Annotated in this window: 17 protein-coding genes; 7 read left to right on the top strand and 10 right to left on the bottom strand. The window is 44.3% G+C overall.

Features of this window, described 5'->3' with window-relative positions:
• The 3 genes from JGK14_RS26720 to JGK14_RS26710 all read left to right on the top strand — a co-directional run.
• Positions 1 to 1,441: MBOAT family O-acyltransferase (locus JGK14_RS26720; protein WP_293197707.1), on the top strand; the 1,441-nt coding region annotated here is incomplete at its 5' end.
• A gap of 210 nt (positions 1,442 to 1,651) precedes the next feature.
• Positions 1,652 to 2,626 (top strand): SGNH/GDSL hydrolase family protein, encoded by a 975-nt coding sequence (locus JGK14_RS26715; RefSeq protein ID WP_325315681.1) that lies wholly within the window; start codon positions 1,652 to 1,654, stop codon positions 2,624 to 2,626.
• Positions 2,627 to 3,182: 556 nt separating this feature from the next.
• Positions 3,183 to 4,955: a hypothetical protein gene (locus JGK14_RS26710; protein WP_293177537.1), complete on the top strand. Its 1,773-nt coding sequence runs from the start codon at positions 3,183 to 3,185 to the stop codon at positions 4,953 to 4,955.
• 356 nt (positions 4,956 to 5,311) lie between these two features.
• On the opposite strand, the gene gloA is transcribed toward JGK14_RS26710, so the two are convergent.
• The 4 genes from gloA to JGK14_RS26690 all read right to left on the bottom strand — a co-directional run bounded on the left by gloA (position 5,312) and on the right by JGK14_RS26690 (position 9,048).
• Positions 5,312 to 5,740, bottom strand: coding sequence for a lactoylglutathione lyase (gene gloA / locus JGK14_RS26705; protein WP_293177534.1), 429 nt, complete (start codon positions 5,738 to 5,740; stop codon positions 5,312 to 5,314).
• Positions 5,741 to 5,937: 197 nt separating this feature from the next.
• Complete coding sequence (locus tag JGK14_RS26700; protein ID WP_293177530.1) at positions 5,938 to 6,165, bottom strand: hypothetical protein; 228 nt, start codon at positions 6,163 to 6,165, stop codon at positions 5,938 to 5,940.
• A gap of 19 nt (positions 6,166 to 6,184) precedes the next feature.
• Complete coding sequence (locus JGK14_RS26695; protein ID WP_293225122.1) at positions 6,185 to 8,434, bottom strand: heavy metal translocating P-type ATPase; 2,250 nt, start codon at positions 8,432 to 8,434, stop codon at positions 6,185 to 6,187.
• A gap of 419 nt (positions 8,435 to 8,853) precedes the next feature.
• Complete coding sequence (locus JGK14_RS26690; RefSeq protein ID WP_293177525.1) at positions 8,854 to 9,048, bottom strand: heavy-metal-associated domain-containing protein; 195 nt, start codon at positions 9,046 to 9,048, stop codon at positions 8,854 to 8,856.
• 506 nt (positions 9,049 to 9,554) lie between these two features.
• Here JGK14_RS26690 and JGK14_RS26685 point away from each other — a divergent pair.
• Positions 9,555 to 10,274 carry a DUF305 domain-containing protein gene (locus tag JGK14_RS26685; RefSeq protein WP_293219130.1) on the top strand — a complete coding sequence of 240 codons (720 nt, stop codon included), beginning with the start codon at positions 9,555 to 9,557 and terminating at the stop codon, positions 10,272 to 10,274.
• 311 nt (positions 10,275 to 10,585) lie between these two features.
• Positions 10,586 to 11,167 (top strand): D-glycero-alpha-D-manno-heptose-1,7-bisphosphate 7-phosphatase, encoded by a 582-nt coding sequence (locus JGK14_RS26680; RefSeq protein WP_293197712.1) that lies wholly within the window; start codon positions 10,586 to 10,588, stop codon positions 11,165 to 11,167.
• A 174-nt stretch (positions 11,168 to 11,341) separates the two neighbouring features.
• Here the strand turns inward: JGK14_RS26680 and JGK14_RS26675 are convergent, their stop codons facing one another.
• The 6 genes from JGK14_RS26675 to ftsH2 all read right to left on the bottom strand — a co-directional run bounded on the left by JGK14_RS26675 (position 11,342) and on the right by ftsH2 (position 20,669).
• The gene (locus JGK14_RS26675) at positions 11,342 to 12,571 is read right to left on the bottom strand and encodes a hybrid sensor histidine kinase/response regulator (protein ID WP_293270504.1); all 1,230 of its coding nucleotides are present in this window, start codon (positions 12,569 to 12,571) and stop codon (positions 11,342 to 11,344) included.
• 9 nt (positions 12,572 to 12,580) lie between these two features.
• On the bottom strand, positions 12,581 to 16,285 hold the full coding sequence (locus tag JGK14_RS26670; protein WP_293197715.1) for a PAS domain S-box protein: 3,705 nt from the start codon (positions 16,283 to 16,285) through the stop codon (positions 12,581 to 12,583).
• Between the two features lie 145 nt (positions 16,286 to 16,430).
• A complete protein-coding gene (locus JGK14_RS26665) occupies positions 16,431 to 16,583 on the bottom strand; it encodes a hypothetical protein (RefSeq protein WP_293177515.1) in 153 nt (50 codons plus the stop codon).
• Between the two features lie 103 nt (positions 16,584 to 16,686).
• Positions 16,687 to 17,976, bottom strand: a complete 1,290-nt coding sequence (locus JGK14_RS26660) for an aminopeptidase P N-terminal domain-containing protein (protein WP_325315680.1) — start codon at positions 17,974 to 17,976, stop codon at positions 16,687 to 16,689.
• Positions 17,977 to 18,190: 214 nt separating this feature from the next.
• Positions 18,191 to 18,592, bottom strand: coding sequence for a hypothetical protein (locus JGK14_RS26655; RefSeq protein WP_293219134.1), 402 nt, complete (start codon positions 18,590 to 18,592; stop codon positions 18,191 to 18,193).
• Positions 18,593 to 18,782: 190 nt separating this feature from the next.
• Entirely contained in the window at positions 18,783 to 20,669 is a 1,887-nt protein-coding gene (ftsH2, locus tag JGK14_RS26650) for an ATP-dependent zinc metalloprotease FtsH2 (RefSeq protein WP_293177509.1), read from the bottom strand.
• A 321-nt stretch (positions 20,670 to 20,990) separates the two neighbouring features.
• Between ftsH2 and JGK14_RS26645 the strand changes: the two genes are divergently transcribed.
• Together JGK14_RS26645 and JGK14_RS26640 are read left to right on the top strand one after the other, a co-directional pair.
• On the top strand, positions 20,991 to 22,073 hold the full coding sequence (locus JGK14_RS26645; protein WP_293155295.1) for a ParM/StbA family protein: 1,083 nt from the start codon (positions 20,991 to 20,993) through the stop codon (positions 22,071 to 22,073).
• Positions 22,074 to 22,093: 20 nt separating this feature from the next.
• Positions 22,094 to 22,609: a hypothetical protein gene (locus JGK14_RS26640; protein ID WP_293177507.1), complete on the top strand. Its 516-nt coding sequence runs from the start codon at positions 22,094 to 22,096 to the stop codon at positions 22,607 to 22,609.
• Positions 22,610 to 23,146 lie beyond the last annotated feature (537 nt).

Genomic DNA, 23,146 nt, shown 5'->3' with positions numbered 1-23,146 from the left:
TAAAAATTTTACTTTATTGACATCTATGTTATTTCCTACTTACCAATTTTTAGTATTTTTCCTAATTATTTTTAGCGCCATCCTCTCCTTAAAGCCCAAAGTTGATTTGTATAAAATTGTCTTGCTAATTTCCAGTTTATTATTTTATTCTTTTTGGAGCTTAGACTTTCTCGGACTCCTGATTTTAAGTACAGTATACAATTATATCATTCTCCGAGCAGTCGATCGCGGCAAACAGCCAAAACTTGCCTTCATCTTCGGCATAATTGTCAACATTGTCAATCTCGGCATCTTTAAATATTGCAACTTCTTTGTAACCTCCTTATTTGAGGTACTAAACCAGCTCAAAATTCCCGCCAATTTTCAAATATTACAAATAATCGCCCCCGTCGGCATATCATTCTACACATTTAGAATAATTTCTCATTTAATCGACTGCTACCAACAAAAAATTTCCTGTCCTAAATTTATAGACTACGCCACCTACATTACCTACTTTCCCCAAATTGCCTCCGGCCCAATCTCCCGCCCTCACGAATTTTATACGCAGCTAAATTCACCAAGTAAATATGACTATAAAATCGAAGAAGTTATCGTTTTGATTTTGTCTGGACTCTTCAAAAAATATACTTTAGCGAGCTTTTTGTTTAATTTCACTCAACTACCATTCAAAGTCCCCCAGCAGTACAGCAGCATAGATTTAATCCTCGCGGCAATTTCCTATTCTTGTTTGATTTACGTAGATTTCAGCGGCTACTCGGATTTAGCTAACGGTATCTCTTGCTTGCTGGGTTTCAAACCGATCGCCAATTTCAATATGCCATATCGATCGCTCAGCCTGCAAGAATTTTGGAAAAGGTGGCACATCAGTCTTTCGGAGTGGTTGAGGGATTACCTTTACTTTCCCTTAGGTGGCAATAAATACGGCAAATTGCGGAAGTACGTAAATTTACTGATAACAATGGCGATCGGCGGATTTTGGCACGGCGCAGGATTAAACTTTATTTTCTGGGGAACAATCCACGGTTTAGGACTGATTGTCAACCATCTATGTAAAGATATTCCCCAAGCTATCCATCTCAAATTAGACTACGCCTTTCCGAGATTTGCCAAATTTTGCAGTTGGTTGTTAACCTTTACCTTTGTTACCTGTAGCTGGGTATTTTTCGGCACACCCAACTGGAAAACTGCGATCGGGTTTTTTCAAGGAATCTTTCGTTTTTCTGCTGCAACTGTTCAATTCAACTTTTGGCAATTGTATCTAGTAATTGCAGTCATTGGCGCAATCAACCTGTGGGGCGAGATCATTTCCCAAGTATTGCAAACAATATTGTCATTAAACAACCTATTCTTTCGGGTTGTCTTAGTTTCCCTGCTCGTGTATGCTATCTTAATGCTAGGCCCAAGTACCGTCCCACCTTTTATTTACTTTAACTTCTAATAAACAAGTATAGCCTTTCGAGTTCTCATATGAGGTACTCATGGGCATAGGGCATAGGGCATAGGGCATAGGACATAGGGCATAGGGCATAGGGCATACCTGGCTTTTTTGAGAACCGCTATATAAATCACAAAAAAGACTTTTTTTTATCTTATTACGTTCTTTCTCCTTCCTTTATGATGACAAATAACAAATAACAAATAACTTCTTATGAAAGACCGAGAAATTTTGTTGATAGTTACCTCTGTAATTCTCACCTTAATATTTTCCAACTTATCCTTATTTGTGAAAAGCTTTTCTTCAACTCCTTTAGCCAGTACCGAAATCAAACAAGCAGCGCGCCAGATCGAAATAGACGGCTTCAGGAAATCCGAACAAGATTTTTGGAGCAAAATCAAAGATATTAACTTCGATAGCATTTCCAAAAACCCCGACAAAATTCCGGTCAAAACCGCAACAAAATCGGCAGTCATCCTCCCAAAGCCTGCCAAGAAACCCACTCCATCCAAACCAAAACTAACCGTAGCTTATCGCAAATTTTTATTTATTGGAGATTCCGTAATGTTCGATTTAGGAACTCAACTCCAGTACACTCTTAAAGAAAAATACAATATCTCAAATACCAAAATCGACTACAAAGTATCGAGCGGATTAAATCGGATAGATTATTATGACTGGTACGCCAGAACCAGTGAAATGATCCAGGATTACGGGCCAGATGTAGTGATAATTTTGTTCGGAGGCAATGACACTCAAGATATCACCGATAACCAAGGAAAATACCGGGCTATTCTGACCCCCGAATGGCAAAAAGCTTATCAAGCAAGAGTAGATAAATATGCCAAATTACTTGGCTCTTCCTCCGTAAAAAAAGTGTATTGGATAGGTCAATCGATATCTAACAAATCTTCGTATCTCAAAGCTTTTCCCATCATGAACGACATCTATAAAAATGCCAGCAAGTCTTCATCAAAAATAGAATTTATTTCTACTTGGGATGCTTTTGCTGAAGCAGGGAATTTTGTCCCCGTAGTTGCTGACAAATCCGGCAAGCGAGGTTATGTAAAAATTAATGATGGCGTGCACTTTACCTCCCACGGAGCTCAAATTATCAGCGACGTAATCGTTGACAAAATGGCGAAGGACAAAATTTTAAAACTCCCGAAAAAGAAAGAAGCATCCTAGGTTGATTCGAGTCAAAAAAAATAGCCTGCAAATTAGACATCTTATCGGATTCGTGTAAAATTATATACTGAGGATCGCGAATTAAATAATTTACACATATTTGTGGGATGGGCGGGAGAGCCCGTCCCGAAAAGACGGGCGGGACGCCCATCCCACAAGAATAATAAAAATTGTAAGTTATTTAATTCTCATTCCTTAGTCGCCGACAGATATTTGGCTTGCTCAACCCGGTTGCTACGGAAAATATCGGTTTTATTCACCATACGGTTGAGTTAATACTGTCCAGCCTTCGGAGATCCTCGCATCGCCCTGATAGTTAGGAGACTTGAAGAACTCTTTTATTCCCCTTATTCAGGGATAGGGGGTATCAGCCTTCACTGAACTCGATCGCATGAAAGCAACCAACCAGAAATATACTCGTGAAATTTGATACCCAGCTTACCTATGTGTCAACTGCGTTCGGGACTAATATTGACAAAAAGCAGCAGTAGATGTAGAGTTGCATTCAGCATCGGACAACGACGTTAAGATCTAGCAATTGTCATGGCGACAAATTATGACAAGCAATCTCTGGAAACTCGATCGCACTAGCATCCCTGAGTCAATGGAGTGCAGCGACACAGCGCTCATCTTCAGTCTCACCAAATATACTCAACCTTGGGAAAGAATAAACACCGTTGAAGGCATCTTGCAACAATGCGGAATCGCTCCTTTTGCTGAAGTTCTGGACGTACCCAAAAGCGGAATATTAGGGCAAGATATACCAGAATCCGCTAGAAAACCGCATCCAAATTTGCTGTTTCGGGCTTTGGCAATTCAAGCATTGGGCAAGGTGCGAGAGGGTATTATATCAAGTGAGGAACCTGTATCAAGTGATTTTAGCGAAAATAAGCTAGCGGTGTTGGAACAGGAAGCGCTAGGGGGAGCGACTCCTTTAATTCGGTGGTGTGCTGCTGTTAGCATTCAGTCAATTTTGTTGGATGAATGGCAAGCACAAGGCAAGGAATCTGCTGGCCATGTCACAATTAATGCAGCAGAAATTGAGCAGCGGGTTGTAGAAGAGCAAATTAAACTGTTAGCCAGCAATAAATTTGCTTTGAACGACAACAGCAGAATGGACAGCGGTAAGGAATATGAGAATTGTCTCGATTTTTGGGTCTACGGCCCTAGCTGGCTGCTGCTAGGTGTGTTAATGGATTGCGAGGAATATCTGTTTTGGGTCGATCGCGTATTTCCTGCGATCGCAGTTACGGATGATGGGTACAAATTTCATGCCGAAAAGGATGCAGCCATCACCAACTTTTTGGATGTGGCGAAAAATAATTTTAAGGAGTGGGAATTCTCCCAAATAGTTGCCAAAGTTTTTGAGTTTCTGCACCACCCGGAGGCGGCGATCAAAAATCGAGCGGCAATTATGTTAGAACCTTACCAAGATCGGCTAGACCGAAAATCGGCGCAAATTATGACAGCGCTCCTATATAAATTTCATGTAGAACATCAGTCTTTAGAATCTCTGACCATTCCCGAAATTGAGGAGTGCAAAGCGTCACTGTATCTAGATAAAAAGGAAATTGACGGCGTGTATTCTGAGGCTGTGTCGCTGTGCGACGATGATATCGCAATGGCAAATTTCTTGTCAGATAAACAGAGGGAATACCAAAATGCTGTAGACGAGCATATTCACAATTTGAGCAAGTTAGTTAAGTCGATCCTAGATTGTCAGAGCTTGTTAGATGCGAATAGGGAACTTTTGTATTTGACAGTAGAGCGGCTGCAAGAATGGGATCAGACCCTTGGTAATAAACTGGCTGAACACCGCAGGAAACTCCAAAACGTGAGTGTTGACAAAAGCACGTCCGAGCAGTGCATAAACCTCGACAACGATTTGAATTTAATCAGAGATTCTTTGCAGTCTACTTTGTATGAAGTCACATCAAAAATTAACAGCAAAATTAGAGATTTAGAACTTTCGGCGTCCAAAAATAACAAGACTGCAACACAGATGTTTAAGTGGACGTGGCTATTGTTAGGAGTGTGGTTTTCAATAGGGCTAGTTTTGTATTTATCCGATGCAGTGATTAACTCGATATTGACCGTCAACTACTACCAAAGTGAATTTCTAGTCTATTGGACTATGTTTTTTATTGTGATGGTGGTATTTTTGTTAGTATTAGCTATATTCTTTGCGACGCTCGCTGCCTTAGACAAGCGCCGAGAATCTAAATTAATTCCTAAATTTGACAGTTTAAGCCAAATAGGGAACAGTTTTTCTATTTTGTGGCAAAAGAGTTACTTGCAGCAATTTGTACCGTCAGTGCGATCGAATTAAAAGTGTGGAAAACCCCTTCGCATTCTGTCAGTAGCAGGGCGGTTTTATTGTCGTCAGACAAATTAGGTACGTAGTTGCGCTTCAGCGCTCCAAAGGTACGTAGTTGCGCTTCAGCGCTCTTGGGTACGTAGTTGCGCTTCAGCGCTCAAATTAGGTACGTAGTTGCGCTTCAGCGCTCTTCCCTAATATTATAAAGAGCGCTGAAGCGCAACTACATACCTTGGTAGGTGCCAGCCTACCTTTGAAAGCAGACTTGAATTGCCAAAGTTCTTTTAATCAAATTTTGGGACAGGCTAGAAGCCCATCCCACAAGAAACACAATTGTGGGATGGGCTTCTAGCCTGTCCTAGCGAAGACTAAGATGCAGTCGCCGCACTTACTTTCTGACTGCTGCTACCTTGATTTTTCAGTTGAATTAATTCAACTTTATATCCATCTGGATCTTGGACAAAAGCGATGACTGTTGAACCGTGCTTCATCGGGCCGGGTTCGCGAATAACTTTGCCGCCGCGGGCTTTAATTGCTTCGCAAGTACCGTAAATGTCGTCAACGCCGATCGCAATATGACCGTAAGCATCACCCAAATTGTACTCGGCGACGCCCCAGTTGTAAGTTAATTCCAAAACTGTAGTGTCGGATTCGTCGCCGTAGCCCACAAAAGCCAGAGTAAATTTACCGTCTGGATAGTCCTTTTGTCGCAGCAATCTCATCCCCAGAACCTCGGTGTAAAATTTGAGGGACTCTTCCAGGTTTCCGACTCGGAGCATCGTGTGTAGTAGTTGCATTTAGCTCACTCCAAATTTTTTAAGCTTTCTTAATTTTACCGAGTTCTTGGTGGAAAAAACCGCAACGGCCAAATTTACTTTGTTTTAGGTAAATCCACCTAATAAAACGTAAAATACGGCTCGCTAAAAAGCTTGCTGTGTATCTCTTCTTCCTTCTTCCTTCTTCCTTCTTCCTTCTTCCTTCTTCCTTCTTCCTTCTAAGCTTGATTTTTACTGAACAAAAACCACCATAATTCTAAACCAATTAAGCTCAATCCGCCTGCTGTTATGCCAATTTTTAAACTTATCGGTTGTTCTATTTGCCGAAATTGAGCAGTTGAATTTGCAGGATGAGTTGATATTTGATTGGCTCGAACTCCCGATGCAAGTCCGAGCATAATTCCTAAACCTGCGAGACTTCCTAAAACTTGACGCTGGCTAAACATTTCTCAAATCCCTCTTAAATTATGCAATAACTTTCACTTTAAAATTCCGCAACCGCAAAGCATTAGTCACTACCGAAAGCGAACTAAAAGCCATTGCTGCACCAGCGATAATCGGATTGAGCAACCAGCCAAAAATCGGGTACAAAATGCCAGCGGCGATCGGGATACCCGCGATGTTGTAAATAAAGGCAAAAAACAGATTTTCGCGGATGTTCCGCATCGTGGCGCGGGAAAGTTGAATTGCTGTAACTATGCCTTGCAAATCGCCGGAAATTAAGGTAATGTCGCTGGCTGCGATCGCCACATCAGTGCCGGTACCGATCGCAATTCCCACATCCGAAGCGGCCAAAGCAGGAGCATCGTTAATCCCGTCTCCCACCATCGCTACAATTTTGCCTTCTCCTTGCAGCGCTTGGATTTGAGCTGCTTTTTGGTCGGGTCTAACTTCGGCAAAAATCCGAGTAATTCCTACCGATTGGGCGATCGACTCCGCAGTCGCGCGGTTATCCCCAGTCAGCATGGCCACCTCCAAACCGAGTTTTTGCAGCGCTTTCACCGATCGCGCCGACGAAGGTTTCAGAGCATCCGCAATGGCCAGAATTGCCTCAATTTTGCCCTCTACAGCCATCCAAACCACCGTTTTGCTCGCAGCTTCAAAAGCTCGCGCGCGCAGCTCCAGATATTCAGTATCGCAGCCTAGTTCCTGCATCCACCTGAGGCTTCCCAGGGCGATCGACTTTCCCCCCGAAACCCCTCGCACGCCGCTCCCCACCACAGCCTCAAAATCCTGAATATCTGTCAACTTCACCTCTTGAGATTGAGCGTATCTAACCACAGCTTCCCCTACAGGATGCTCCGAATTTCGCTCTACAGACGCCGCCAATTGCAGCAACTTTAACTCATTGCTCTGGGCCGTTCCTTTAATTGTCACAAAATCAGTAACAGTCGGCTTACCTTCCGTAAGCGTTCCAGTTTTATCTAACACGATAATTTGAATTTTGTGAGCCAATTCTAAACTATCGGCTCCTTTAATTAAGATTCCATTTTCTGCACCTTTACCCGTGCCAACCATCACAGCAGTCGGAGTCGCCAAACCCAAAGCACAGGGACAGGCAATAATCAGCACTTCCACCATTGTCACCGTCGCCAAAGTGAAGTTACCCATCGCGTTAAACCAAATAATAAAAGTAGCTAAAGCGATGGCAATTACTACAGGAACAAACCAGCCCGTCACTTGGTCTGCTAACTTTTGAATCGGTGCTTTTGAAGCTTGGGCATCCTGCACCATCTTGACAATTTGAGCTAAAAATGTATCTTTGCCAACTCTGGTAGCGCGAAACCGAAAGCTGCCTGTTTTGTTAATTGTCGCTCCAATAACTTCATCGCCAAGTTGCTTTTTGACAGCCAAACTTTCCCCCGTAACCATTGCTTCATCTACCGTCGAAGCACCTTCAATCACTTCTCCGTCAACGGGGATTTGCTCGCCCGGACGCACCTGCACAATGTCACCAATTGCCACTTGGGCGATGGGTACTTCTAACTCTTCTCCGTTGCGAACGATCCGAGCAGTTTTTGCTTGCAAACCCATGAGTTTGCGAATTGCTTCCGAAGTCTCTCCCTTCGCTCTATTTTCGAGGTTTTTTCCCAACAAAATTAACGCTATCACGCTGGTGGCAACTTCGTAGTAAACGCTAGGATTCAAACCTTGCGAGGTAAATAAACCGGGCAAAAATGTCACAAATACCGAATAAAAGTAAGCAGCACTTGTCCCCAAAGCAATCAGGGTATCCATTGTGGCGACGCGCCGTTTTAACGATTTCCAAGCCCCCACATAAAACGATTTACCGCACCAAAACTGTACTGGTGATGTCAGCACTAATTGCAACCAAAAATTGTGCAGCCATGCGGGAATGAATGGCAGGTGCCAGCCTGTCATGGTTGGAATGCCGCCCAAAACCAGTATAATGCTGATGCTGCCTGCGATCCAGAGTTTTCGCTGCAAGTTTTGAGATGCGGATTTGCGATCGGCTTTTTCTGCATCATCCTCTGCCATTTCTTGCAGGGGCAAAGCTTCGTATCCCGCTGCATCAACAGCTTCTTGAATGATTGTTAAGTTGGTTTGCTTCGAGTCATATTGGATGGTTGCTTGTTCCATGCCAAAATTGACGCTGCACTCAATTACGCCGGGGACAGATTTAATTGCTTGTTCGATAGAGGAAGCACAAGCAGCACAACTCATGCCCCGCAATTTAAGTGTGAGATTGTCCATAAATGCCCTCCTAAATTAGAAAATGAGCTTCTGGGTTCAAATAATCCCAAAAAACGGGTGCATCTGGGTTTGGCGAATACATCCGTAGGGGCGAAGCATGACCGCAGAAAATATGGGATGATAACTGATAATTTATATGCGGTCATGCTTCGCCCTCTTCAAAAACCAGATGCACCCCAAAAAACGGATACAAGCGGCCGCAGGGCTGTAGTAGAGAATCAAAAAAATGAGACTCTTATTCAATCTCCCAGATTCATCTGTAGAGTAATATTATGTCCTGTAAATTACCATAATAAAAACGGTTTGTAGTGAGGACTTCAGTCCTCATAATTCAGAGGACTGAAGTCCTCACTACAAACAAATCTTATCATGGTCGTTCTCTGCGGACATGATATAAATCTAAAATCTAAAATCTAAAATCAACTGGCTGGATAGCCAGCAGATGCGATCGCTTTTCTAACTTCACTTTCCGGCTTAGCCGTTTGAATCGCGACCAATTTTGTCTTGATATCTGCCTCAACAGCAGCGCCTGAGTCAATAGCTTGGACTGCTTTTGTGATTGTATTCACACAAGCCGAACAAGCCATTTTGGGAATTTTTAGCTCTAAAGTCATAATTGTGGAACCTCAGCAGAAACTACTTTGCTTCGGGTGCAGCGACCTGTGCAAGGCAAATATGTTTGTAGGGGCGAAGCATGACCGCAGTGAAAATAAGATTATAACTAATAACTTGTATGCGGTCATGCTTCGCCCTCTTCAAAAGTGAAATGCACCCGAAGCTTCATAGATGAATTAACTCCATTGTAAAGTCTCCAGTTAGCAGGAGAGTCAAGGGGAAATTCCAAATTAATTATTAAGTTTTAGTGAAACTCATCCTTTATCTAATTGATGGCACGGCAAGATTTATTTACCAGAAAGAATCGGTTGAAAGCCCCAAGCTTTTTTGGGAGAAATTAAAATCAGACTATTCATTACTCCAATCCTCTTCCTTCTAGGTAAAGGTCGCTGTCAACTGTCAACTGTCAACTGTCAACTGACAACTTCGACTCAAGAATTTCATGCCAATTTCATTTATATGTGAGAAACTGAATAAACCTGGGAGTTTTAAGGATATAAAATCTATGAAACCAATTTCATTAAAAACAGGCTTGGCAGCGCTAATCTTGACCGCCACAGCCACCGCAACCAGCGGAATTCTAGCAGCTTGTTCAAAATCTCCTACCAGCCCAACTCAAGCCCCAAATGTTACCGCAACAACCCAAGCGAACAACAAGCAAGACGCGGCACAAAGTGGCGGCATGGGTGGTATGAATCATGGCATGAATCACAATATGTCAATGGATTTAGGCCCGGCTGATGCCGACTACGATTTGCGATTTATTGATGGCATGACAGTACACCATCAAGGTGCTGTAAACATGGCGAAAGAGGTGCTCAACAAGTCAAAGCGCCCGGAAATGAAAAAACTAGCTAATAACATTATTGCCGCTCAAAACCGCGAAATCAATCAAATGAAAGAGTGGCGAAAAACTTGGTATGCCAAAGCCGACAGTACGCCAATGGCTTATCACGCTCAAATGAATCACATGATGCCAATGACTCCCGAACAAATGCAAGCCATGATGATGAGCATGGATTTAGGAGCGGCTGATGCTGAATTTGACCTCCGATTTCTGAATGCGATGATTCCCCACCACGAAGGAGCTTTAGTGATGGCTGAAGATGCGTTGAAGAAGTCGAAACGGCCCGAAATGAAGAAATTATCTCAAGAGATTCTGACTTCGCAAAAGCAAGAGATTGAGCAAATGAAACAGTGGCGCCAAGCTTGGTACAAAAAGTAGTGACGGGGCGGATAAATTAATTGCAATAGACTTCTTGCAAAAATAGTTAGGACGCTGCTCTGAGCAACCTCCCAAAAAAATCTTTTTTCTTGTGGGATGGGCTTCTAGCCTGTCCCAAAATTTGATTAAAAGGACTTTTGTAATCTTGTCTAATATCTGTAGATACTGTCTTGATTTTTTAGGGTAGCTAGAGTATAATTGGAGTCGCACGGCTTTGGGGTTTTAGAAATCCAAAAAGCCTTCGATCCCGAATTATTTGAGCGCTACTCCTTGACAGTTCCAGACAGTATCTACAATCCGATCGCAATTCTATGAAACGAGCAGTATTTCTCGACCGCGATGGCGTTCTCAATATCGAAGCTGGCTACATTCACAAACTAGAAGATTTGCATTTAATCCCCGGCATAGCTGAAGCTGTACGCCGTTTAAATGACAGACAAATATTTTGCTGTTTGGTTTCCAATCAATCGGGACCGGCGAGGGGTTATTATCCTGTGGCCCACGTTGAAGCTTTGCACAAACGCCTGTGTTTGTTACTAGAAAATGAAGCCGGAGCGAGGTTAGATGCTCTTTATTATTGTCCTTACTTGAGTGCAGCAGAAGGCGGAACAAATCCAGAATTTACCCGGTACACGACTTGGCGAAAACCGAATACGGGGATGTTGGTAGCGGCGGCTTGGGAACACGATTTGGATTTGGCGAATAGTTTTATGGTGGGGGATAAAGCGACGGATGTCGATATGGCTCACAATGCCGGTTGTACTGGTATTTTGGTGCAGACTGGTTACGGGGAAAGCGTGTTGAGTGGCGAGTATCAGCACCATACTAAACCTGATTTTATTGCTGCAAATTTAGCTGCGGGGGTTGAGTGGATTTTGCAACATTTTGATTAGTGGCATCGGAATTGATATTACCCACAGCGGTGGGTGAGCACAGTTGAACCACGTCTGACACGGCACTGCCGTGTCCCTACAATAAATGCTTGCGATGGTTACATCTCTCATCAAGGGTTCATGATTATTTTGGGGTAGGGAAACGGCATTGCCGTGTCCTCCGTTACCTGGCATTTAAGTCTTTGACAATTCAGTTTTAGAGGAAAGAGCTACGTAAGGAAGGGCGACTGTAAAGGTAGTACCAACCCCGATTTTGCTTTCGCAGGCGATCGCACCTCCTTGCAAATCCACAGCTTTTTTAACAATCGTCAATCCCAAACCGTTACCTTTAATCTTTCCACTATTCTTGCAACGGTAAAACATTTCAAATATTTTCCCTACTTCGGTTTCTGGGATGCCCATACCTTCGTCTCGGATGCGAATAATTAGTAAAGGAGAGTTAATATTTTTAAATGGGGAATTGGCAAACAAAGACTGAGTAGACAAGCAGAAAATAGCTTCTTTGTCTCCCTCGCCTGGTTGACGGCATTCCAATTCTAAGGTTATTTGCCCGCCGTCGGGAGAATATTTTATGGCGTTGACGATTAAGTTAGAAATAATGCCGTGCAGCAATTGTTGATCTAACATCGCGCTGGTAACGGCAGACGGGCTGAATCTTAGTTTGTGTTTGGCTTCATGTCCTAACTGCAATTGATCCAGCAAATCTTGACAAAATTCGAGTAAATTTATCGGTAATGGATTGCATTTGAGTCTCCCTGCTTCTGCTCGGCCCATGAACAGCATATCCTCGATTAGCTGGTTCATCTTTTGGGTAGCTGAGTGCACTAGGCGCAGGGTTTTGACTTGAGATTCGTCACTGCTGCGAGTGCGATCGAGTTCTAGGAGCTCGGCAGAGATTAAAATCGTGTTCAGCGGGTTCCGCAATTCGTGGGCAGCCATTGATATATACTGGTTTTGGCGGTGCGCTTTTTCTTCCACCGACTCTCTGGCTGCTTCCGAAGCTTTGAGAGCTGCTCGCATTTTGGTTTCGATTTCGTGCCTGTGGAGCGCAATCTCGATCGCCACCCGCAAATCATTTTGTTGAAATGGTTTGATAATGTAGCCGAATGGATCTGTAATTTTCGCTCTTTGCATCGTTTTATCGTCGGCATAAGCTGTTAAAAATACTGTCGGTATATCTATCTTATTTCTAATTTTTTCTGCGGCTGTCACGCCGTCCATCTCACCTTTAAGCACGATATCCATCAGCACTAAATCTGGCGGACTTTCGTCTACTTTTTCTAGAGCTTCTTCTCCTGAAGCAACAATAGCTGTTACTGCATAACCCAGCTTTTTTAATCTGCCTGCTATGTCCTGAGCTACAATTATTTCATCTTCTACTACCAATATTTTTATAGGATTCATATTTTTTTCTTAAATGCGACGCCGATAATTTAACTCAAGGAAAGTAATATGGTAACAAGTTCCGCACTCAGTGTCAATAACCAGATTTCCTTCTAATTGCTGAGTTAACATCCGCACTAATCGCAATCCTAATGTTTCGCTACTTTCCACATCAAAGTCCGCCGGAAATCCGCTGCCGTCGTCTTGAATACTTAAATGAAATTCTGGGAAATTACTTTCATTAAAATTAATACTAATTTCTCCCGATAAACTTTGACCAAAAGCATACTTTAAGGAGTTTGAAACCAGTTCATTAATGATTAAACCGCAAGGAATTGCCGTTTCTATATTTAAATATATGGAATCAACATTGAGATTGAATTTGATAGAAGTGTTACCACAACCAAAAGATTGATACAAATTAGCAATCAAGTTTTCAACGTAAGGGGGGAGGTGGATTCGATCGATATTTTCCGATTGATAAAGTTGCTCGTGAATCAGAGCCATTGAATGGATGCGGGTTTGGCTTTCTTCAAATAAAGCAAGCGTCGGTTCGTCTTCAATGTATTGAGCTTGAAGTTGCAGCAGGCTGGAAACTACCTGCATATTATTTTTGACTCGGTGGTGAATTTCTTTGAGCAATACTTCTTTTTCGCGGAGTGCCGCTTGGATGCGGGCCTCGGTCAATTTGCGATCGCTAATATCTTCGCAAATACCCGCCAGCCGATAAATTTTGCCCGCTTCGTCATAAATGGGAAAAGCTCGATCGCACACCCAGCGAATTGTGCCGTCAGGCAGTACAATCCGATATTCGATACTGGTGAACTCGCCCTGCAACACTTGCGGAAGTCCCTCTTGCAGCAAATGTATATCCTCTGGATGCACCCACTCCATCCATTTTATCGGCTCGGCATACAATTCTTCGCGACTGCGCCCCCAGATTTGTTCGTAAGCTGGGCTCAGATATAATAAATCGGTAAAATCAGCAGAAACTAGCCAGAAGGAATCTTGGATATTTTCTGCAAGCTGGCGGAAGCGTTCTTCACTTTCACGGATCGCTTTTTCTGCCTGTTTTGCTTGGCTGATATCTTCTGCAATCCCAACAACGCGGTAAATTTCACCACCTTGATTTCTAATCGGAAAAGCCCGATCGCGAATCCAGCGAATTTCGCCGTCTGGCCTGACAATGCGATACTCAATCTCGTCTTCAGCTAGAACTTGTTTAGTGAATGTAGCAATCACCCGAGCGCGATCTTCTGGATGGAGTGACTCTGCAAAAAAGCGCCCGCAAGCATACAAATCAGCACTGCTTCTCCCCCAAATTTTTTCGTAACCCGGACTGACATAAATAAATTCTTGGGGGTGAACGCCTACCATCCAAAACACGCTTTCAATATTTTCTGCTAGCTGTCGAAACCTTTCTTCGCTTTCCTTCAGTGCTGCTTCAGCTTTTTTGCGATCGCTAATATCTTCTATGACTGCTACATTGTAAATTGCTCCGCTCAACGGTTCTTGGACGAGGGAAACAGTGATATTTACCCAAATTAAAGAACCATCTTGGCAAACCAAGCGTTTTTCCATGTTGAAACAGTCAATTTCCCGGTCAAACAATCTGTTATTTTTTTCCCTGTCCGGCTCTAGATCTTCACAGTAACTGACATCCATCCAAGTTCCGCACAGCAACTCTTCCGCAGTATATCCCAAAATATTACAGAACTTTTGGTTGACTCGCAAATAGCGACCATTTTTATCGCAATGAGTAATGCCGACTGCTGCTTGTTCGACGGTTGCGCGAAAACGTTCTTCGCTATCTCTAAGGGCAGCTTCTGCTTTTTTGCGATCGCTAATATCGCGCTGCACCCCAAAATACCCGGCAATTCTGCCCTGGGAATCGTTAATGCAAATATAATCTCCTTCCACCCAAATTAGCTCACCATCAAACTTGCGATTGTCATTTTCGATGTGAATTCTGCCAGCATCAAAAAATTGCCTAATAATTTCTCTGTCACCAGCCAAGTTGTGGAACAAGAAAGAGTTAAGCGTCACGCCAATAAACTCTTCCCTAGTAGCTCCGTATTGAGCGATCAAAGCATCATTTGCCTTCGTTACCCGCCCGTTAGAAAATACGTAATCCAAAACTTTTTCTTTGTCAGAGGTATCGTCCCAGTACACTGGTTCGTCCAGCATCATAAAGAAAAAACCATCTAAAGATTGAGAAAAAAACAATTCTAGCTGTTCCTGACTTTCCCGCAAAAATTCTTCGGTACGCCAGCGATCGATAATTTCTTCCCGCAAGTGTTGGTTAGCTATTCTTAAATCTTCAGTACGCTTGTGATATTTTATTTCTAGCTCATTTTTAAGGCGTTGCAGCACGAATTCTGACTGTTTTTTTTCTGTAATATCTTGAGTAACTACCATGCCTGCAAAAATTTCTGCCTGGTCGTTTTTGACTGGAGAAACTGTTGTTGAATAAAATCGATCGCGATATTTATATTCAAAATTATTCTCTTCTCCTGCTAAAGCTGCGCGATATTTGGTCTCAAAAAATTCCAAATCTTCTGGCGGCGATATTTCCGACAAGGTTTTGCCTTCCACCAGTTCTTTGGACAAACCAACTACCGCCAAACCTTGACCGTCAACCAAAATATAGCGCAAATCAGAATCGAACAAAAATACCGATCCATTCGGATAATGCTTGATCAGAGTTCGGTACATTTCCTGGCTTTTTTCAAGAGATGCGATTAACTCAATTCGCTCTAGGGCAACTCGCTTGTGTTCAGTAATATCTATAACAATACCGAGAGTTTGTTTCGGCGAACCGTCAGAGTTTCTCAAGAAAACAATATCTCTGCCCATAAACCAGCGCCATTCACCCCGAGCATTTCTCAGCCTGTACTCGCACTCAAATATTTCGCCCTCCTTGAGTGTTGATATTTTTGCTTGGATTTCCGGGATTTTTAGCAAATCATCGGGGTGCATAATTGTGGGAAAAAGTGCGTCTCCTAACTGTTGAACTTGTTCGGAGGAATAGCCGAGAATTTGGTTAACTTGGTTGTTGGTATAAATATTTCGATTTTCAGTAATATCGTAAATGTACGCAAGGCCTGGAAGTGCTTCGGTTATACTGTGAATAAACTTTTGATTTTCTCGGAGAGCGGCATCTGCCTCAATTCGCTCGGTGATATCTTGGGCAACTCCGACTATTTGTTTTGGCCTGCCGTCAGGAGTGCGAGAAAAAATTGCGTGCCGATCGTGAAACCACCGCAATTCGCCGCTAGGGTGCTGAATTCGGTACTCTGTTTCCAGGATTTCTCCATCTTTAGCTACGGCTATTTCTGTTTCGACATGAACGCTAAGTTTCTCTATATCTTCAGCATAAACTAGCAAAGAAAGGGCATCGTTTCCCATTTCCTGAACTTGTGCCGCCGTGCAACCATAAAACTCGGCGATGTAGCGATTTCCATAGAGATTGCGGTTTTCTATGAGGTCGTAAATGTATAAAACACCGGGGGTAGTATCAGCCACCCTTTGCATAAATTCTTGATTTTGTCGGAAAGAAGCTTCTGTTTGAGTTAGCTCAATGATATCTCTTTTCAGTTGTGCTTCTAATTTGCGCCGCAATTCTATTTCTTCCTGCAAATTCTCTTCGAGTTGCCGAATTTTTTCTTTTTGCTCTGCGACTAGCGCTTCGCAGGTGGTGAGGGCGCGATCGATCTCTGTGGGCTCACTACACATAGTAAGTTCTTAATTTGCAGTTGCGGACTATAGTTGTGTCTAGCCTAACATTAGAAGGATCCAGTCTTGACTGCCAACTAGCACCATTTCACACAAAATTTACAAATATATTAAGTTTTGCCCAGAAAATGCCTGCTGATTGAGATTATTCCCATTTTCTGCCTTCTTCGCTTTGTGAAATTGAAATGTGAAATTGACCGCAGCCAGACAAAAGATTTATTACCTTCTGCTTTGTTACCAGAAAGAATTGGTTGAAAGCCTCTGGGTTTGGCGTAGAAATTAAAAGAAGACGATTCATTACTCCCATCCTCGGACTGACCGGAAGAGGTCGCCCTCAAGCGGTCAACTGTCAACTGTCAACTGTCAACTGTCAACTGTCAACTGTTGAAACATAGCGGCTTTCATTTCGGAACTCCGGCGGTCAAAACTTCATGACTGTCAATTGTCACCAAAACATCATCTTCAATTCTCACACCTATACCGCGCCATTTTTCAGGAACCTCCGGCTGTCCTTCAACGGGTTTAATATAAGGAGAAATATAAATCCCCGGTTCCACCGTCAGAACTTGTCCTGCTTGCAAAAGTTGCGGATTTTCGCCGTACTGATAAACACCGACATCGTGCACGTCCAATCCCAGCCAGTGACCAGTGCGGTGCATATAAAATGGCTTGTATTTCTCCTCTTTAATTATCTCTTCAATGTCGCCCACCAAAAGTTTTAAATCCATTAAACCTTCCACCAAAACGCGCACTGCGGTTTCGTGAATTTTGCTGTAAGGATTTCCCGGATATACTTGACTAATTGCTTGGGTTTGTGCTTGCAAAACTAAGTCGTAAATTATCTGTTGTTCGGCGGTGAATTTGCCGCTGACGGGAAAGGTGCGAGTAATGTCGGCATTGTAGTAGCCGCAAGCACAACCGGCATCTATTAGCAGCAAATCATTTTCCTGCATTTGGCGGTTGTTTTCGATGTAGTGGAGGACGCAGGAATTGTAACCGGATGCAACAATTGAAGGGTAGGCGGGGGTGCCGCCGTTCATGCCGAAAATATGTTCTATTTCTGCTTGAATTTCGTATTCGTATCTGCCTGGTTTGGCAAATTCTCGGGCGCGGTTGTGGGCGGTAACTGAGATATTAGCTGCTTTTCGCATTAATGCTAATTCTGTTTGGCTTTTTACCAGCCGCATCGGGTGTAATATGATGTTGGAATCTTCGATCGCAGTGGGGCCTGTACCGCGTTTGGGGTAAGTTCGCATCAAGCTTTGCCAGTGGTTGAGGACTGTTTGGTCGAAATTGCGATCGCGCCCGAAGTGATAATATATGCGATCGGCTTTTTCTAAATATTTTGGCAATTTTTCGGAAAGTTCGGCGATCGGAAACGCTTCATCCGCGCCGTACAAGGCTTTGGCGCCTTCAATTCCAGCGCGATAACCGTGCCAAGTTTCTTTTTCCAAGTCTTTTGGCTGCACAAACAAAACAAATTTGTGTTCTTCGTGGTGTGGTGCGAGCACTGCTACCGCCGCAGCTTCGTTGAAACCAGTTAAATAGAAAAAATCGCTATCTTGTCGGTAGGCGTATTCAACATCGTTGTGCATGACGGCTGCGGGCGCGCTGCGAAATATTGCTGTCCCGCTGCCAATTTTTGCCATTAACTGTTCGCGTCTTTGCCGGTATTCGATGGGGTTGGTCATCCGATTTTAGATTTTAGATTTTAGATTTTAGATTGCAGCCTACACAAGTATAGGGTGCGCGGTTAACTAGCCGTAGGGTGCGTCAGGGGGGAGAATTTTTGAGTAGGTACAAAACATATTCAGCCCCCTGACGCACCCTACAATAATTACTATTCATTACTCTAATCTTCTTCCTTCCAGGTAGAGGTCGCTATCCCCGGTCAACTGTCAACTGTCAACTGTCAACTGTCAACTGACAAGTATAGTCAACCATCCGAGACAAAGATGAGTTGCGATCGACTAAAGTCCACCTCGGATCGAAATTTGACCAATTTTCGCCATCTTGGCTAACTCTGACAGTTCTAAACTCTCGCTGCTTGCAGTTAACTTCCATCTGCACCCGCATTTTCTCGTTACTAAACTGCTGAGTTCCTAAAAGAGTTCTGACAGGATAAGAGGGTGCACCGGGAAAATTGGATTTACTTAATTTTACGCTGCTGGGGTCAATGCAAATATCTACAAAACATCTTAATTTTTCGGCGCGGGCGCTCAAAGTATTGAGGGGAATAAAAATTAAAGTAGCTAGAAACAAGCTTGACAAATTATTGATTTTATGGGTGACAAATTTATTGTTCATCTGGGTTAATTTACGTTAATCTACTGTTGCTATTTTACAAACAAACTCGGCGGTTGAAACCGCTGCTACACAAACAAAACCCGCCTGCGCGGGTTGAATTTCTTCAGTCCGCGGAGGCGGACTTTGTTTGTGCGATCGTAAACTCAGCGAATTCTATTCGCCCTGAATATTTTCCGTGAAGATTAGCTTTTTAAAGCTGAGGAACGTATTGTTCTTTTTCAGGAACAAAAGTGTATTCAGAGACGATTAGGCGCAACTCTTCGCCGTCGATGGTTTCTTTTTCGATTAACAAATCGACTAAACGATCGACTACGGTACGATTGTCGCGAATAATTTGGCGCGCTTCGTCATAACAGCGATCGACAATCGATCGAACTTGTCCATCAATGCGAGAGGCAATTTCTTCGGAATATTCCGATCGCGCGGTGTAGTCACGGCCGAGGAAAATTTCGCTTTGTTGAGCTTCTAGGGCGATCGGGCCCAAGGTAGACATCCCGTAGCGAGTAACCATTTGGCGGGCCATACCGCTGACTTGCTGCAAGTCGTTGCCGGCACCGGTGGTAACTTCAGCGTCGCCGAAAACTACTTCTTCGGCTGCGCGGCCGCCCAATGCACCGCTAATCCGGGCTAGGATTTGGGATCTCGAAATCAAACCTTGGTCTTCGCTGGGCATAAACCAAGTTAAGCCGCGGGCTTGTCCGCGAGGAACTAAGGTAACTTTTTGTACGGGATCGTGGGCTTGAATGACTGTACCGACGATCGCGTGGCCGATTTCGTGGTAAGCAATCAAGCGTTTGCTCTTGCTGTCTACCAGCGGTGTACCTTCCATACCTGCGACGACGCGATCGACTGCATCGTCAATTTCCAGCATCGTAATCGCATCTTTGCGCCGTCTTGCTGTCAAAATGGCAGCTTCGTTGAGCAAGTTAGCCAAATCAGCACCGGTAAAACCGGGAGTGCGGCGGGCGATCGCATCCAAAGAAATCTCCTCAGACAGCTTCTTGTTGCGCGCGTGAACTTCAAGAATTTCCAACCTGCCCTTGATATCCGGTGTATCAACGCTTACTTGGCGGTCAAAACGTCCCGGACGTAGCAACGCCGAGTCGAGCACGTCAGGGCGGTTCGTAGCAGCAATGATGATGATGCCTGTATTGCCCTCAAAACCGTCCATTTCGGTCAGCAACTGGTTCAGGGTTTGTTCCCGTTCATCGTTACCGCCACCGATACCGGCGCCGCGCTGGCGGCCCACTGCATCGATTTCATCGATAAAAATTATACAAGGAGCATTTTCTTTAGCTTTCTTGAACAAGTCGCGGACGCGGGATGCGCCAACACCGACAAACATTTCGACAAATTCTGAACCGGAGATGCTGAAGAAAGGGACGGCGGCTTCACCTGCGATCGCTTTTGCCAGCATGGTTTTGCCGGTTCCGGGAGGGCCTACTAGCAGCACGCCTTTCGGAATCTTGGCGCCGACTGCGGTGAAGCGTTCGGGTTTTTTGAGGAAAGTCACGACTTCGGCGAGTTCTTCTTTGGCTTCTTCTACGCCTGCTACGTCGTCGAACAGTACGCCTGTTTTAGCTTCCATTTGAAAGCGTGCTTTGGATTTGCCAAAATTCATGGCTTGGCCTGGGCCCCCCGGCACGTTGCCGCCGCGGCGGAACAGGAAGAACAGCCCTCCTACTAATAAGAGAGGAAATACTAGATTGCCTAACACTCCCCAGATGGCGCCGTCGTTGCGGAGGGGGTGAGTGTCGAAGCTAATTTTGGAATCTCTGAGTCTAGAAACGAGTTCAGGAGCATTTGACGGCAAGTCTACCCGCCACCGCTGCTCGTGATTGTCCAGTTCGGGATCGACGGCTAGGATGATCGCAGTGCGGCCTCCGTCGTATAAATCAACACTGGTCACTCGATCGGCGTTTAAGTAATCTAAGAATCTACCGTAGCTCAGGCGGGTGCTGGCGGTGTTCTTGCTCATTTCTGCCGGGGACGCGGCGAAGGCTCCCTGCCACAGGAAAAAGCCGATGACTAGGGCGGGTAAAGTCCAAAGTAGTATAGTTTGCCAAGAAATTTTCATAAATGCGGGTGCCTTGAATTGGGGATAGATCGGGTAAGCTGGCGGTCTCGGATTAGTGTGACAAAAGTTTACACTCAGAATCTTTACTAAATTTAACTTAACAATGCACGATCGGGCAAGATGCCGGCGATCGTCGCGATCGAGAAAAAGTTAGCTTAGTTACGGTAAGGGCGATCGTCCCGAATATAATGTTTGGTGCTGATTTCAATACCGATCTAGGTAGAGTTAGAAGAATCGCCTCAAAACCCACTGTCTTTAAGCGCGGCAGTGTCCAGGGATAAGGCATGATAATGGTGAGGCTCAGTGAGGTAACACATTTCAATGACAACTAGACAGCTTGTTCCTAATTCGGCTATGCTGACGCAGCAGACTAAGATCGCTTCTCACAAATCGATTATTAGTGCTGATTTGGGTCGTACAGCAACTAAAGCTTGCGTGAGTCGCAACCCAAATGGTGTTGTTTTCATCCCTGCCAACGTGGCTACTATGCCCGTGGAAAAGGTGCGGGGCGGCAGCTTTGAGTCAAAAGCAACAGACCCTCTGTTGGATATGTGGCTGGAGCACCAGGGCAAGGGGTACGCCATCGGCCAACTGGCCGCTGACTTTGGCGCTAATCTCGGTGGGGCTGACCAGTCGAAAGTAGTAGATGCTTTGGTTAAGGTTTTTTCCTGTGCTGGATATTTCCAGATGAAGGGCGAAATGGCAGTAGTGCTGGGTTTGCCTTTTTATTCGCAGGATCAGTTTGAGAAAGAAAAGGAAGAGATTATCAGCCAACTGCGCTCTCCCCACGTTGTGGTATACCGCGGCGAGCGTTTGGAAATTGATATTCGCCACGTTTGGGTGATGCCGGAAGGATTCGGCAGCCTGATTTGGTGCGAAGCTCAAGACAACAAGGAGTTTACGCCGGAGTTGCCGGAACTGTCGGTGGCTGTGGTCGATATCGGACACCAAACTACCGATTTGTTAATGGTCGATCGTTTCCGGTTCGCCCGAGCGGCTTCTAAGAGCGATTCCTTCGCCATGAACAAATTCTACGAACAAGTTGCCTCAAAAATTCCGGGGGCAGACCCTCAATCCCTGTCTTTATTGGAAGGGGTGAACAAACCCGAAGGGCAGCGTTTCTACCGTCCTAGAGGAGCGACTAAGCCGACTAATTTAGATCCGATTATTAAGGATTTGCGGGAGGCTTTCGCTAACGAACTGTCCGAACGTTTGGTACAGTGGTTGCCGGAACGGGTGACGGACGTAGTTCTGACTGGCGGTGGCGGCGAATTTTTCTGGGAGGTACTCCAACCTTTGCTGAAAGACGCCAATCTTAAGGCTCACTTGGCTCAGCCTTCTCGGAAAGCTAATGCTTTGGGACAGTTTATTTATGCTGAGGCTCAGCTAGCCACGATAAAGTAACGCATTAAGGCTTGAACCCTATGGCACTGTGGGCAAAAAATAAGGCGAATTTCTCGGTGGCGTTTACGGAAGATGCTGCCGATCAAACTTTGCTGGCGGCTATTGAAAAAGAGTTGGCTTTTACGAAGTATCAGACTTTCAGCAATCTCTGCAAGCAAGCTTTGTGGCAGTTTTTGTCTGTATCTGAGTCTGCTAGCTCTACAGATAGCTCTGAGCGGTTGGAACAGCGTATTGCTGAACTTGCGGTCAGATTTGCTGAGTTTGAGCGCAATGTTTCTGCTGAGGAATTAAGCCGTTTGGAAGGACTGGAACATCACCTGAGTCAATTGGGCGCGCAGTTGGATCAGTTGCAGGGGAGTGTTGACAGTAAGTTTGCTCAAGTTTCTTTTGCCCAAGTTTCAAAAGTAGTAGAGCCTGATCCGATCGAGTCTGAGTCTGTAGCGAATGATACAGTTTCTGATGCTGAGGTTCCTCCTCGTCGGGAGTCCGATCCTTTATTGGAGCGTTTAAGTTCTTTGTTACCGCAAGATTTCTAGAATGAGGTAGAGCAAGGCTAAAAAGCCTTGAGATGTGATGTTAGTGGCCCGCTGTTGGCAGCAGGTACTGAATAAATAAACAAAGCGATCGCTCTTTTGAAAAAAAGGGCGATCGCTTTGTTATTAGTTATTGGTTATTAGTTATTAGTTATTAGTTATTGGTTATTAGTTATTGGTTATTTGTTATTTGCTGTTGGTTATTTGTTATTTGCTGTTGGTTATTGGTTATTTGCTGTTGGTTGTTGGTTGTTGGTTATTGGTTATTTGCTGTTGGTTATTGGTTATTGGTTATTTGTTATTGGTTATTTGCTGTTGGTTATTGGTTATTTGTTATTTGTTATTGTTATTTGTTATTAGTGCGAGCGTCCCCGCTCGCGTATTGTACAATACGCGAGCGGGGACGCTCGCACTATACATAAATGCAAAACTGAGATGCTCACATTCCCAATTCCCAATTCCCAATTCCCAATTCCCAATTCCCAATTCCCAATTCCCAATTCCCAATTCCCAATTCCCAATTCCCAATTCCCAATTCCC

The organism is Microcoleus sp. PH2017_28_MFU_U_A, assembly GCF_020738035.1.
Classification (GTDB): domain Bacteria; phylum Cyanobacteriota; class Cyanobacteriia; order Cyanobacteriales; family Microcoleaceae; genus Microcoleus.
The sequence above is the reverse complement of the archived record's forward strand: the minus strand, read 5'-3'. Positions and strand labels throughout refer to the sequence as shown.

What these genes read in the sequence shown, in the direction of transcription:
- JGK14_RS26690 (WP_293177525.1), bottom strand. Translation starts at nt 9,048, where the DNA reads ATGACTTTAGAGCTAAAAATTCCCAAAATGGCTTGTTCGGCTTGTGTG.
- JGK14_RS26670 (WP_293197715.1), bottom strand. Translation starts at nt 16,285, where the DNA reads ATGTGTAGTGAGCCCACAGAGATCGATCGCGCCCTCACCACCTGCGAA.
- gloA (WP_293177534.1), bottom strand. Translation starts at nt 5,740, where the DNA reads ATGCAACTACTACACACGATGCTCCGAGTCGGAAACCTGGAAGAGTCC.
- JGK14_RS26680 (WP_293197712.1), top strand. Translation starts at nt 10,586, where the DNA reads ATGAAACGAGCAGTATTTCTCGACCGCGATGGCGTTCTCAATATCGAA.
- JGK14_RS26645 (WP_293155295.1), top strand. Translation starts at nt 20,991, where the DNA reads ATGACAACTAGACAGCTTGTTCCTAATTCGGCTATGCTGACGCAGCAG.
- ftsH2 (WP_293177509.1), bottom strand. Translation starts at nt 20,669, where the DNA reads ATGAAAATTTCTTGGCAAACTATACTACTTTGGACTTTACCCGCCCTA.
- JGK14_RS26715 (WP_325315681.1), top strand. Translation starts at nt 1,652, where the DNA reads ATGAAAGACCGAGAAATTTTGTTGATAGTTACCTCTGTAATTCTCACC.
- JGK14_RS26640 (WP_293177507.1), top strand. Translation starts at nt 22,094, where the DNA reads ATGGCACTGTGGGCAAAAAATAAGGCGAATTTCTCGGTGGCGTTTACG.
- JGK14_RS26695 (WP_293225122.1), bottom strand. Translation starts at nt 8,434, where the DNA reads ATGGACAATCTCACACTTAAATTGCGGGGCATGAGTTGTGCTGCTTGT.
- JGK14_RS26655 (WP_293219134.1), bottom strand. Translation starts at nt 18,592, where the DNA reads ATGAACAATAAATTTGTCACCCATAAAATCAATAATTTGTCAAGCTTG.
- JGK14_RS26685 (WP_293219130.1), top strand. Translation starts at nt 9,555, where the DNA reads ATGAAACCAATTTCATTAAAAACAGGCTTGGCAGCGCTAATCTTGACC.
- JGK14_RS26710 (WP_293177537.1), top strand. Translation starts at nt 3,183, where the DNA reads ATGACAAGCAATCTCTGGAAACTCGATCGCACTAGCATCCCTGAGTCA.
- JGK14_RS26675 (WP_293270504.1), bottom strand. Translation starts at nt 12,571, where the DNA reads ATGAATCCTATAAAAATATTGGTAGTAGAAGATGAAATAATTGTAGCT.
- JGK14_RS26660 (WP_325315680.1), bottom strand. Translation starts at nt 17,976, where the DNA reads ATGACCAACCCCATCGAATACCGGCAAAGACGCGAACAGTTAATGGCA.
- JGK14_RS26665 (WP_293177515.1), bottom strand. Translation starts at nt 16,583, where the DNA reads ATGAATCGTCTTCTTTTAATTTCTACGCCAAACCCAGAGGCTTTCAAC.
- JGK14_RS26700 (WP_293177530.1), bottom strand. Translation starts at nt 6,165, where the DNA reads ATGTTTAGCCAGCGTCAAGTTTTAGGAAGTCTCGCAGGTTTAGGAATT.